Source organism: Bacteroides oleiciplenus YIT 12058 (genome assembly GCF_000315485.1).
GTDB lineage: Bacteria > Bacteroidota > Bacteroidia > Bacteroidales > Bacteroidaceae > Bacteroides > Bacteroides oleiciplenus.
In genome coordinates, this window is sequence record NZ_JH992950.1 from 1 (window position 1) to 11,749 (window position 11,749).

15 protein-coding genes are annotated in these 11,749 nt (G+C 43.2%); 8 read left to right on the forward strand and 7 right to left on the reverse strand.

The window, feature by feature from the left end; translation table 11 throughout:
* Window positions 1–450 precede the first annotated feature (450 nt).
* The gene (locus HMPREF9447_RS29525) at window positions 451–663 is read right to left on the reverse strand and encodes a hypothetical protein (protein ID WP_171031146.1); all 213 of its coding nucleotides are present in this window, start codon (window positions 661–663) and stop codon (window positions 451–453) included.
* Window positions 664–1,010: 347 nt separating this feature from the next.
* Between HMPREF9447_RS29525 and HMPREF9447_RS27135 the strand changes: the two genes are divergently transcribed.
* From HMPREF9447_RS27135 to HMPREF9447_RS27170, 8 genes are read left to right on the forward strand one after another with little or no spacing between them, the layout of a single operon-like run.
* The gene (locus HMPREF9447_RS27135) at window positions 1,011–1,226 is read left to right on the forward strand and encodes a hypothetical protein (RefSeq protein WP_004291535.1); all 216 of its coding nucleotides are present in this window, start codon (window positions 1,011–1,013) and stop codon (window positions 1,224–1,226) included.
* A gap of 11 nt (window positions 1,227–1,237) precedes the next feature.
* On the forward strand, window positions 1,238–1,459 hold the full coding sequence (locus tag HMPREF9447_RS27140) for a hypothetical protein (protein WP_004291534.1): 222 nt from the start codon (window positions 1,238–1,240) through the stop codon (window positions 1,457–1,459).
* Window positions 1,460–1,472: 13 nt separating this feature from the next.
* A complete protein-coding gene (locus tag HMPREF9447_RS27145) occupies window positions 1,473–1,889 on the forward strand; it encodes a PcfK-like family protein (protein WP_004291533.1) in 417 nt (138 codons plus the stop codon).
* A complete protein-coding gene (locus HMPREF9447_RS27150) occupies window positions 1,886–3,217 on the forward strand; it encodes a PcfJ domain-containing protein (RefSeq protein WP_004291532.1) in 1,332 nt (443 codons plus the stop codon). The genes HMPREF9447_RS27145 and HMPREF9447_RS27150 overlap by 4 nt, the downstream gene beginning before the upstream one ends.
* A 24-nt stretch (window positions 3,218–3,241) precedes the next feature.
* Window positions 3,242–3,499, forward strand: a complete 258-nt coding sequence (locus tag HMPREF9447_RS27155) for a hypothetical protein (protein WP_004291531.1) — start codon at window positions 3,242–3,244, stop codon at window positions 3,497–3,499.
* Window positions 3,500–3,518: 19 nt separating this feature from the next.
* Window positions 3,519–3,752, forward strand: coding sequence for a DUF3873 domain-containing protein (locus HMPREF9447_RS27160; protein ID WP_004304291.1), 234 nt, complete (start codon window positions 3,519–3,521; stop codon window positions 3,750–3,752).
* Window positions 3,749–3,994, forward strand: coding sequence for a DUF6956 domain-containing protein (locus HMPREF9447_RS27165; RefSeq protein WP_004291529.1), 246 nt, complete (start codon window positions 3,749–3,751; stop codon window positions 3,992–3,994). Before HMPREF9447_RS27160 ends, HMPREF9447_RS27165 begins: the two co-directional genes overlap by 4 nt.
* Window positions 3,995–4,047: 53 nt before the next feature.
* Window positions 4,048–4,356, forward strand: a complete 309-nt coding sequence (locus tag HMPREF9447_RS27170) for a hypothetical protein (protein ID WP_004304290.1) — start codon at window positions 4,048–4,050, stop codon at window positions 4,354–4,356.
* A gap of 253 nt (window positions 4,357–4,609) precedes the next feature.
* Here HMPREF9447_RS27170 and HMPREF9447_RS27175 read toward each other — a convergent pair whose 3' ends face one another.
* From HMPREF9447_RS27175 to HMPREF9447_RS27205, 6 genes are all read right to left on the reverse strand, one after another.
* Complete coding sequence (locus tag HMPREF9447_RS27175) at window positions 4,610–5,590, reverse strand: IS30 family transposase (RefSeq protein WP_009128829.1); 981 nt, start codon at window positions 5,588–5,590, stop codon at window positions 4,610–4,612.
* Window positions 5,591–6,030: 440 nt separating this feature from the next.
* Window positions 6,031–7,326 (reverse strand): group II intron reverse transcriptase/maturase, encoded by a 1,296-nt coding sequence (gene ltrA, locus HMPREF9447_RS27180; RefSeq protein WP_007567572.1) that lies wholly within the window; start codon window positions 7,324–7,326, stop codon window positions 6,031–6,033.
* 745 nt (window positions 7,327–8,071) lie between these two features.
* Window positions 8,072–8,872 (reverse strand): 23S rRNA (adenine(2058)-N(6))-methyltransferase Erm(F), encoded by an 801-nt coding sequence (gene erm(F) / locus HMPREF9447_RS27185; RefSeq protein ID WP_004295323.1) that lies wholly within the window; start codon window positions 8,870–8,872, stop codon window positions 8,072–8,074.
* A gap of 214 nt (window positions 8,873–9,086) precedes the next feature.
* Entirely contained in the window at window positions 9,087–10,868 is a 1,782-nt protein-coding gene (gene tnpC / locus HMPREF9447_RS27195; RefSeq protein ID WP_009131420.1) for an IS66 family transposase, read from the reverse strand.
* Window positions 10,869–10,955: 87 nt separating this feature from the next.
* The gene (gene tnpB, locus HMPREF9447_RS27200) at window positions 10,956–11,300 is read right to left on the reverse strand and encodes an IS66 family insertion sequence element accessory protein TnpB (protein WP_009131421.1); all 345 of its coding nucleotides are present in this window, start codon (window positions 11,298–11,300) and stop codon (window positions 10,956–10,958) included.
* Window position 11,301: 1 nt separating this feature from the next.
* Window positions 11,302–11,670, reverse strand: coding sequence for a hypothetical protein (locus tag HMPREF9447_RS27205; RefSeq protein ID WP_009131422.1), 369 nt, complete (start codon window positions 11,668–11,670; stop codon window positions 11,302–11,304).
* Between the last annotated feature and the right edge of the window lie 79 nt (window positions 11,671–11,749).

Below are 11,749 nucleotides of genomic sequence, written 5' to 3' on the forward strand. Positions count from 1 at the left end.
GAAGTTACGAAAAGAGTGTAATTTATTGGAAATGAGCGTAGGTTAATTGCTCTTGATAGTAATAGGTTACGATTTAGTTAGTTATCTACTGCATTATCCTTCTGCGCGTTGCGTAACCTTCAAAGAACTCTTCGTATGCAAAAGTAGCTATTTAATTCGAGATTTTGATATAAACTCCCGTTTTTTATCCCCTCATTCATAAGAATTTTCCGTAAAAGCGGTATTGTCCGTCGGCACACCATTGCCCAAAACGAGTTTGGAACAAACGTGTGCCGACTACCGCATAGCTGGAGAAAAGGGCATTGCCTCACGCCTAAACGATGTTTAGACAGATGAAGCAATGCCCCTTTCTTTTGCGCCTATGCCAAGAGGTGCTTTTACGGGTTTTCAAATGATTTTTCTTTTTTCGCTGTCTCTTTTGCCGGAAGCGGAAAGTGAATGCAGAGTGTGTCAGCCTGCCCCATGAATGAAACAGGCGCCCACACACAGCCGGACAAACCGGGAAGAATGATTGTTGCCACCCGGCTGAACAAGTTCCGTCGGATCGGAAACAATCATACTTCCTTTGTTGTGGTTTGCCCTTTTCACGCTTCCGGTGATGTCTTTTTCCTTTTGGTGATTCTTTTTTTTACGGATTTTCCCCTGAAGTTTTTTTCTACACAATCTGCCTCTGTTTTCGTTTACCTCCATTTTGCGCCTTTCAGTAAGCCGCATCAGTCAGTCATTTTCGTTCTGGGCGCAAAGGTAATTCCGGGATTGGACGGGAAAGCAAGGTCAAGCCTCCTGTTTTCGGTAAAAATCTCCAGCCCTGCGGGTAGTATTTTGACCGAAAAACCTTGCATTCCCTAATCCCTACCTTTTCAAGCACCCGAAACGAAAACGACCGATGCGACAGAAAGACGCATAAAAAAAATGTCGGATAAACGAGAGGCAGATAAGATAGTTTGAAACTCAACTCCCTCAGCTCTTGAATCCGCATTAAAAACAAAAAAATCAAAAACAGCGAAGATATGACGGCAACGGCAAATTTCAGACAAATGGCGCAACACATCGGGTTGGCGATATGCGGCTTGATGATGCGCACCGCCTTCGGGGTGTTCGGCATCCTTTGGGGCATCATCAGAGAGATTGTAAACGGAGTGTTCCGAGTGGCGATAGGTGTAATCGTGGCTATCCTTTCCACCATTGCCTTCTTTGGCTTCATCCTTTGGTTATTCACCCTTTAACCCTTACCGACATGGCAAAAAGAAACAGCAAGACGGCAGCGCAGCAGTGCAGATATTACGAGGTGGACAACATCTTCGTGTATATGGTGGAAACGTACATCAACGGCAATTTTGAAACTTTCCGAAGATTGTACCACGAACTGAACAAGGACGCACGGAGGGATTTCATGGACTTCCTTCTCAGCGAGGTAGAGCCGACCTATTGGAGAGAGATACTGAAACAGATAATCTAAAAATGACAGCGATATGAAAGGAACAGACCATTTCAAGAGAACGATATATATGTACTTGGAACAGCGTGCGGAGGAAGATGCGCTATTTGCAAAGAAGTACCGCAACCCTGCCAAGAACATGGACGAGTGCGTGACCCACATTCTGAACTATGTGCAGAAAAGCGGTTGCAACGGTTTCACGGACGGAGAAATATTCGGGCAAGCCATCCACTACTATGAGGAAAACGAGATAGAGGTGGGCAAACCGATGGACTGCCAAGTGGTTGTGAACCACGTTGTGAAACTCACGGCAGAGGAAAAGGCGGAGGCACGTCAGAACGCTGTCCGCAAATACCAAGAGGAGGAACTCCGCAAGTTGCAGAACCGCCACAGACCGTCAGCGAGAAAAGAAAACCAACCCCAACCCTCATTATTTGATTTAGGCTTATGAAACCGAAGACCAAGATACAGAAAGAGGTGGCAAGACTTTCCGCCAACCTTCGCCCCATATCAGCGACACAAATAGATTGGGCATACCGCCACTGCGTTGAGCATATCGGCTACCGCACCAAGAAAGGGAACATCACCTGTTCCGACTGCGGTCACGAGTGGCACAGCGACAGCGGACTATGCGACACCCTTGAAGGCTGCACCTGCCCCAAATGCCATGCCGAACTCAAAGTGCAGGACACACGCAGACGCATCTACAAGGAAACGCAGAATTTCAGCGTGATAACCACCTGCAAAGGGTATCAGGTAATCCGCGTGGCGCAGGTCAGATGCGAGAGCAGGAAAGGCGAACCGATGCGTTTCTACTGCCACGAGGTCGTGCAGCGTTGGATTTCACCCGACGGCAAGGTTACGGACATGGCGTTGCTCCGTGGCTTCCTTTTCTGCTATTGCGATGTGTGGGCATTAGGCAGCGATATGGAGGTAAGACCGCACAACAGCCTATACGATGATGTGGTGGCAAGAAGCTGTGCATATCCAAAGATGAGGATATTGCCCCAACTCAGACGTAACGGCTTCAAGGGCGATTTCCACGGCATCTCCCCCGTGCGTCTTTTCAAAGCCTTGCTTTCAGACCCAAGAATTGAAACCCTTATGAAAGGCGGTGAGATTGAGGTCATGAAACACTTTCTTTTCAATACCCGTACTGCCGATGAATGTTGGGCATCATATCTGATTGCCAAGCGTCACAAGTATCAGATAGACAACCTCTCAATGTGGTGCGACTATCTGCGTATGCTCAAAAAACTCGGTCAAGACCTCCGTAACCCGAAGAACATCTGTCCCGAAGATTTCATGGCGGCACACGACAACGCAACCCGAAAAATTGAAGCCATACACGAGAAGGAAAGAGCCGCAGAGCAACGCCGTTGGGAGATTGAAAGGCGTGAGCGTGAGCAACAGCGACAACTCCAACGAAAGAAAGATGCGGAGGATTTCATCGCCAACAAATCCAAATTCTTCGGCTTGGTAATCACGGACGAGGAAATAATCGTCAAGGTGCTTGAAAGCATAGACGAGTATTACAACGAGGGCAAGACGCAGGGCATCTGCGTGTTTGGCAGTGGATACTACAAGAAAGCCGACACCCTCATACTATCGGCAAGGATTGGCGATGAGATTATTGAAACCGTAGAGGTGGACTTGCGAACCCTCGAAGTGGTGCAGTGCCACGGCAAGCACAACCAGGACACCGAATATCACGAGCGCATCATAGACCTTGTGAACAAGAACGCCAACCTTATCCGTGAGCGGATGAAAGCGGCATAGCATAACCCCTAAAACAACATTGATATGGAAGTAAGAATTGAAAGTATGATTTGTGTGTGGGATGATGCAATCCCCACGATGTTCCTTGAATTTGTGAACCTCCTCACTCTCACAACGAGTGAGGGGGAATTGAGAAAGAGCGTAAAGGAGTTTGCCGAGAAGCACGAACTTGACAAGTTTTTCCTTTACGGCTTCGGCTCACACCATTTCTACCTGCACCAACGCTACACAAGCAACCCCGAAATGGTGATGAAGAACAGAGTTCTGTCAGTACATTTTTAACCATCTAAAAAGCAACATTATGACAACACGAATGACCATCAACGGAGTAAGCACCTGCGCGGAAGCAGGTACGGAGAAATACGAGCGTTTCCAATCGGGTATCGGAAGACGCAGGCGGACACTTGTGCAGTACGACTACCGCCACCCCATAGACAGAGAATTGTTCTCTTGTGTCAAACCCACGTTGGACGAGTGCCGAGCCGCACGGGACAAGTGGCTGAACGCAAAGAAGGGAAAGGAGGACAGACTATGAACACGACCTATCAAACGCTGATAGTCAAGTTCAGCGAACCTATCACGGCATTGGACGGTATCTTTGACGATACCGGAGCGTGGGGAACGGACACCCTCAAGGGGTGGATAGATGATTACGAAAGCACACGTTTCACCGCCACCGACAGCCATACGGCAGTCATCACGAGCGAGTACAATATGGAATGTGTGAAAGAGTGGCTACAACGGCAGACCCCCATTTCCGAAATGCGAGAATTTTGAACGGGATGGCGGTGTCCGCACCGCCAATACTTAAAACCCTAAAAACAAAAGATATGATAGCCAAGACGATATTACAGCAGATAGGCGGAAAACGCTTCACCGCCATGACAGGTAGCCGTGATTTCATAGATATGGGCAACGGCTTACGGATGAGCCTTGCAAGGAACAAAACAAGTGCCAACCGCCTTGACATCATCTATGACGAAGGGGCAGACCTCTACAATATGCGCTTCTACCGCAGGACGTTCAGCAAAAAGACCTTTGAGTGCAAGACAAAGGACATTGCCGTACACGAGGGTATCTATTTTGATATGCTGGAGGAAATGTTCACGATGGTGACGGGACTTTACACACGCTTTTGAGTGGCGGGGCGGCGAGAGCCGCCCTACTTTCTTTCAGTGAGCATGATGGCGGACAAAGAAAGTAGCAAAGAAACCTTTGTCCAATCTGCGATAACTAAAAAATCCGCAAGTAAAACTTGCGGAGGCTATATATTGGGTCGTTATTTTTTGGTGGAGGGGAATGATAATCTCGAACCGTTGAACTACACATTTCTGCTTCGTCTCCATTTCCCCCAACGATTTGATACGTTCAATCATTTTTGTTGTGGTGGATTCAAGTTATAAATGCAACACCTATGTTTTCGTTTAATTTTTGAGCGAAAACTTCATTGGGCGTTTTAAATCCAAATCTTTTTCGTGGTCTGTTATTTAAAATACTTATTACTCTGTCAATTTGCTTCTGAGTGATGTTTGTAAAATTAGACTTTTTTGGGAAATATTGTCTTATCAATCCATTCAAATTTTCATTTGCTCCTCTTTCCCAGCTGTGGTAGGGCTTAGCGAAAAAGTAGTCTATATCGAGCTTTTCTGCTATCTGCTGATGATTAGCAAACTCTTTTCCATTATCTGAGGTAATGGTGTGTAACAACGGTTTCCAATCTTGTAAGAGTTCAATTGTTTTAGCTTCTATTTCGATTGATTCTTTGGTCTCTACCTTACCCATAAAGAGTAACCCAGTGGCGCGATCATTAATAGTTAGCAATGCCCCTTTATGATCTTTGCCAATTACTAGATCTATCTCTAAATCCCCAACCCGTTTCTTATCCTCGACAATCCTGGGGCGCTTATCTATATCTACCCGATTGGTTATCAATCCTCTGTCATCTTTGCCTAAACCTCTTTTTCGATATTTCTTCCCCTTAGTTCTTAGGTGTTTGTAGAGCTTGCCACCACCTCGTTTATCCTTCCAGATGTATTGATATATCCGCTCATGAGAAACCATTTCTTTACCTTCCAAGGCAGCTCTTCCGACTATCTGTTCAGGACTGAAATCCTGTTTCAAATAGTGTACTACATTGGCTTCAATATGTTCGTTAAATTTACATGGTTTACGTTTGTTCTGATGCCTTTTCATTGTTTTTCGCTGCGCTAAATCGGCTTTATATAAACCACTTCTAGCATCGGCGTTCCTCTTGATTTCTCTTGAAATCACAGATTTGTCCCGACCAACATAATTGGCTATTTCTGTAATTCCTTTTCCTAGACTTTTATAAGCCTCAATTTTGTATCTTTGTTCTAACGTTAAATGTCCCATAAATTTTGTAGTGTAGGAACCACAAAATTAAGGTGATTTTTTACGCCAACCAAGGGATGTCATCCCTTGGTTATTTTAAATGCTGTTGCATTTATTAGTTGAATCTAAGAAATCGTGGAGAAGTGAATAGACAGTATTACCCGACAGAGCAACTATGACAACGTAACGCCTTTACAAAAAAGTCGGTACACGAAACCCATAGACTAATTGTCTTGACCTAAAAGAGATTGGAATTTTCAGGACTGCCTATCACTTAGATAGAAGTCCAAGGTCTGCTGAAATACATAATTCAAAAATTGAAATTGCTTGACTGCAAATTTAGTAACTTTGCTTGACAAATTAACGAGAAAGAAGAGAAAATGAAAACCGACCGCATAATCGAGTAGACGGCTCCGCCAGTAACTGACGGAGTGCGCCTCTCACACCACCGAGCGTACGGGTCACGTACTCGGCGGTTCGCAAAGAGATGGGTTAAGTTGTAAATGTAATTCAGTTAAGGAAACATATCCTCTTTTCTTCAAGCGTTGTAAAGTAATGGTAGTGCCTAGAATAGGACTTTGTGCTATTGCCCAACCGCCTTTCCGTGTTCTGCTCCAAGCGTAGGCATGGTCTTGGTCTACACCTAATCGAATCAGGTTTTTCCTTTTCCTTTCGGGTTTTTTCCAATGATGCCAAATGCAATAGCGCAGTCGGTTGCGAAGCCAACCATCTAAATCTCGTAATTTGCCCAAAATACTCGTGCCTTGGAAATAGTTCAACCATCCGCGTTGCACTTCTTTTATCTTGGCAATACGCTCTTCAAATGTGGCTGGTGTGGTTTTTCGGGTGATTGTTTTAAGTCGTTCTTTTAGTTTCTTCCATGCTTTTTCCGATACAATAAGTTGGTATTGATTTTTACTTCCTTTCTCGTACGTAGGTACGAATCCGAAACCCAAAATTGTGAAGTGGATTGGTTTTCTGATACCACTCTTTTCTTCATTTATAGTTAATTTGAGTTTGTTTTTCAAAAACTTTTCAATTACCACTCTTGTTGCCTTGGCTTGATTGTGGCTTTTGCAATAAATACTAAAATCATCCGCATAACGTACAAATTTGTGTCCTCTTCGAGTCATTTCCTTATCCAGTTGATGTAGTAAAATGTTCGACAATAATGGACTTAAAGGGCTTCCTTGCGGAACGCCTTTTCTTCTCTTTCGTAGCTTTCCGTTGATTTTAATAGGTGCTCTGAGCCATTTGCGTATGAGTTGCATGGTAGCTTTGCATTTCACTTTTTGATAGATTAAATTCAGTAATAAACAGTGGTCAACTTCATCAAAGAAGTTTTTCAGGTCAATATCCACAATGTGGTTTAATCCTGAATGGATGTAATCCCGAGATTGTCCAACGGCTTGTCGGGCATTCTTGTGAGGTCTAAATCCATAGCTGTAATTACTAAATTCGGGCTCAAAAAGTGGTGCAATAGTTTGTGCTAAGGCTTGTTGCAACACACGTTCTGTAGTGGTGGGAACACCCAATAATCGAGTTTTCCCATTTCCTTTCGGAATTTCAATACCTAAAATGGGTTGTACTTGATAGTTGCCTTGTTTGATTGCTTCAATCAGTTGTAGTTTCTTTTCAGAAAACACCTTGCGGAGCTCTCTTATAGAAACACCATCAACACCCGCACTACCTTTATTGGCAATCACGTGTTCCAATGCTCTTTGAAGATTAAACGGATGTACTACTCTTGTTATCATTTTAGTTGTTTTTAACCTGTTTTCGTTAAGTAGGGCTACTATGTGTTCCGTTACCTATTGAAAACCTCTTTACGTTCAGTCCTTCCTTGTTTGTGAGACCTATGCGGTATCTATTCGCACCTCGTTTGCCCTCAAGTACTATGACCTCTGCTGACTTCTTGGATTGATTAACTCGTAATCGCCAAGACCTCCCCTGGTAAATGCTTTTTCCTTCCGTCTATCGCCGGTACATCTACATAACAATAATCTGATTTAATAGCATGTTCAGAACACTGTTTTGGACTTCGTATTGCTGTGGATACTCATCCTTATTGTTATGCCTCTTATGTACTTTCTGTTCGTCGGTACAGACTTTTGCAGTTCTGCTTCCTTCAGTGCATACCTCACGATAAACCACCTTGCAGCTTGCTAACGATTCGGGGTTTCAATCCGCTCGTAAGGGACTTGCACCCTCTGGAAAAATAACACCCCGAAAACTTGGTTCGTAAAACTAAATTTGTATTTTTGAACTATTTGAAAAGCTTTCGGGGTGTGTCCTGCATATGCAGGGCACACACATATGGTAGCCGATAATTGCCGGCTTTCGTGCCAACTTGATACTTTGGTGCTTTTAACGAACCGAAGTGCTAAATTGATACGAAAGTGCTGTAAATCCGGCAACTACGGCTACCATTTTTCGTTATGCGGCAGCTTAAAAGACGACACCAAACCAGAAAAATCATCTTGACAACCACCCGACTTTGAACTACGAAGGATGAAATTTTTCAGGGACAACTTCCAGCATTTCCAAAAAACAGTTTACCCATTGACTTGGAGACAAACAAACAATTTGAGCATTAAGGTTTAAACCGAATTTTTCCGAAATTGACCTGACCTGACTTTTCCTGAAAATCGACTTTAAAGCTGTTTTTACAGATAAATCAGGTTTCTCTAACAGACAGGAAATAAATGCTAAGTATTTGGCTTTAAACTTAAAATCAAAAAATAACTGTTTTCTTTTAATGTTTAACAGGGCTGATTTGACAGTTGGCGGTGGAAAGAAACTTTCAGGACCTACCTCATAGACAAGTTTCAAATCAAAAAAAGTATGATAGAAAACGGTATATGGATTGTAAAGCTTCCTCGAAAATAACTTTTGTGTAGGTTCTAACTGAAGGACAATGGAACCTCCCAGAAAATTTCCAAGACTCTCAAACATCAGGATTTTGAAAATATCGGAAGTAATGCCATAAGGAATATTTGACACCACTTTGAAAGGAAATTTCGGAACTGCAAAATTCCTAAAATCACAACCGACAACTTGAACATTTCGGGCATCAGAAAATAATTTTCGTAAATGTTCAACCAAAGCTGTGTCGTTTTCAATAGCAACAACATTGTTGGCGATTTTTAATAAATGAACAGTAAGAAACCCCTTGCCTGCCCCAATATCTAAAACCGTATCCTGATTACTTATATTTGCTTGTCTTATTGCATCTTTTATTAGCACTTTATCAATAGTAAAGTGCTGACCCGTAAAACGAACGGGCAATTTCTTTTTTGTCATTAGTAACTTCTTACAGGTGAATACTTGAATTCAAAGTGTTCCTTTCTGAATTTTCCTAACCTGAATAATTCATAGTCTCCACAAAAAAGAGAACGCCCTTCTTGTATATTTGCAAGAAAAGCATTAAGTAACCATTCTATTTTCCGCCACGACAATTTTATCGGCTGTTTTTCAGCCGATAAAATAAAAATATCCGTAAGAAAATATTTTTGTTTTAACATTCCGATTGATAAAAACATGGCAGAAGGGCTTTTTTGTCGCAGTCCTTACCATGAAGAATACATTCAAACAAGTGCTTCAGGTAATCCTGAGGATCTATGTCATTAAGCTTACAGCTTTCTATCAGAGAAAAGATGAATGCCGAGTTTCCTGCTGCATCCTCACTGCCTATGTTCATACAGTTCTTGAGCAGCAGCTTTACAGGTTTCATCCTTTGCTCACAGAGGTTGTTCGATATTTCCGCCGCACCGTCCTTGAGGATATTTTTCAGGGATTTCCACTGGTTTATCGTATAGTTCACAGCCTTTCTCATCAGTTCGTTTGCCATGAGTTTAGTATCCTGCATCATCATGACCACCTTATGATGGATACGTTCAAGAATAGGTCTCGTAAGCTTAAGTCTTTTTTCCTTAATCTGCTCACCGCTGAGTTTCATTGTGCGGAACAAGTCTTCATTTCTGAACATATCACCGATAGGGTCTATTATATCCATCGCAGTTCTGTCTGATGGCAAGGCATCGACCCACAGCCTCCTGCAGTGTGTCCAGCATCCTATATGAAGCACCTTTGAGTCTTCTCCGTCGAACATCCTGTAAACCGTATATCCGTCTGTAGATACAGATCCCATAAAATGTTCAAGGAAGGTCTTTGCTACATCAGAGGCTCTGCTGCCGTTATTGTAATGATAGTAAACCAACTTGACATGCTTTGCAAAGAAAGCCCATAAATACTTTCTCCTGTAAGCCTTGCCTTCCGGTGTTTCAACTCCGACAAGCTCGGTCGTCTCGTCAACCATAAGGTATTTTGCCTGTTGTACAAACTCCTTGAAGACATCTTCCATAAACTCCCTAAGCCTGGAGATTCCGTTATGGATATAGCCGTTCAGCGTGGTATTGCTTATGTGGATGCCTTCTCTTGCAAGCAGTCTTATCTGTCTGTTCTCAGGCATACTGAAGTCATATTTCAGACAAAGCAGACGGGCAAGCAAATCAGGGGAAAAGATTCCTCCAAGGTTTTTCAAGGGATGCTCCATCGTGTTAGTGAAAGTGCCGTCTGCAAGCTTTACCCTTGCCACCTTGTACACATGCTCCACGTTATGAGCACGCACATGTTCTATAAACCTGTATTCCCACACATCAGCCATTCCGTTACGCTTCATAAGCCTTGCACCATCCGGGAGTTGGTAATAGTCTTCTATTTCATGAACAATTACCTTATCCACCTTTAGTCTGCTCTTTTCTGCACGGGGAGCAGTTTCCTTTTTCCTTGAAGGCCTGCAGTTCTGTGCAGGTACGTTACCGGAAGAGGTATTGCTGCCGGTACCGTTACCATCGGTCTTATTATCATCATCACCTTTCTTGCCAGAACCGTCGTACTCGGACTTCTCCATTGCAGACTTGTCAATGTTACGGTTGTTCAGCAGCCTTCTTTGCTCTGAGGTACGGCCGAAACGGTGTTTCCTGCTGCCCTCAAGCTGAAGCCTGAGATTGGATATCTCATTTGCCAGCATCATGTTCACCTCGTCTTTTGCCTCAAGCTGCTTTCTCATAAGTTCCATCTCTTTCCTGTAATGTTCAACCGTACTCGATTGCTTTTCGAGGGATTCTTTGAGGTCATTGATTGTATCAACCATAGCCTTGGAGTTCTCTTTGTTTGATTCTTCAATAGCCTTAAGCCTCGCAATCAGTTCGTTTACCTGTTTGCGAAGCCCTGCCTTTTCCTCATTCGCCAGACCCAGCTGGCAGCAAAGTAACTCGTATGCCCTTTCATCAATCATGATATAAAGGTACGAAAAATCAGGCAGTTACGCAAACTTTTTATCGTTTATTTTTGCATCATTTTGTTGATAATCAATGTATTAATATTAATCTTTCGGACTAACGTACATCTTGTCAACTACTATACTTTCAGTAAGATAGGCCATGTCCGACCATTGTATCCGGTAGCATTTGGAAACTTCATCAAACACAGGTTTCTTGAACTTTCCCATGACAGGACGTTTCTCGTAAAGCACATAAAAACCGCGTTCGTAATGAAGTATCTTAACGACCTTCCGGTTCCTGGACATGAACATATATACATTGGATGCATCGCTCGGGTCAAGTGACATCTCTTCCCTTATACTCTCACACAGACGGAAGATTCCTTTCCGCAAATCCACATTACCGTTAAACAGGTAATAGTTCAGGTTAGCACTCAGTCCAAGCATATCATCCTATCATTTTATTAAGCAACAGGCTCAAGTCAAGAACTGTGGTGTTTCTCAGGAACAGTGTGGCACCTGATGTCAATTGCAGTTTTACCCACTTAATCGGAGATTCACCTTCAGGTTGTTTCACCTCCAACTTTACGGTTGGACTGTTGCAAGGCTTGCCGGTTATCCGGACTTTGGCAACCTTGGGTTGCTCAACCTGAACTGTCTTGCCTAACTTTTCGCTCCATAGCTGATGACGCTGCCAGTTCATGAACTTGTCGTAATTTACTCCATAATCCGCACAGAACTCACGAAGATCCTTGGTCTCACTGCATAACTGATAGAGGTCATATACCTCCTGGTAGTTTACTTTTTCTTTTGCCATAATCATTGTTGTTTAAGGGTTACGGCGCAAAGGTAGGTTTAGGGAACATGCGTGTCAAGGCGGAAAATAGAATGGTTAC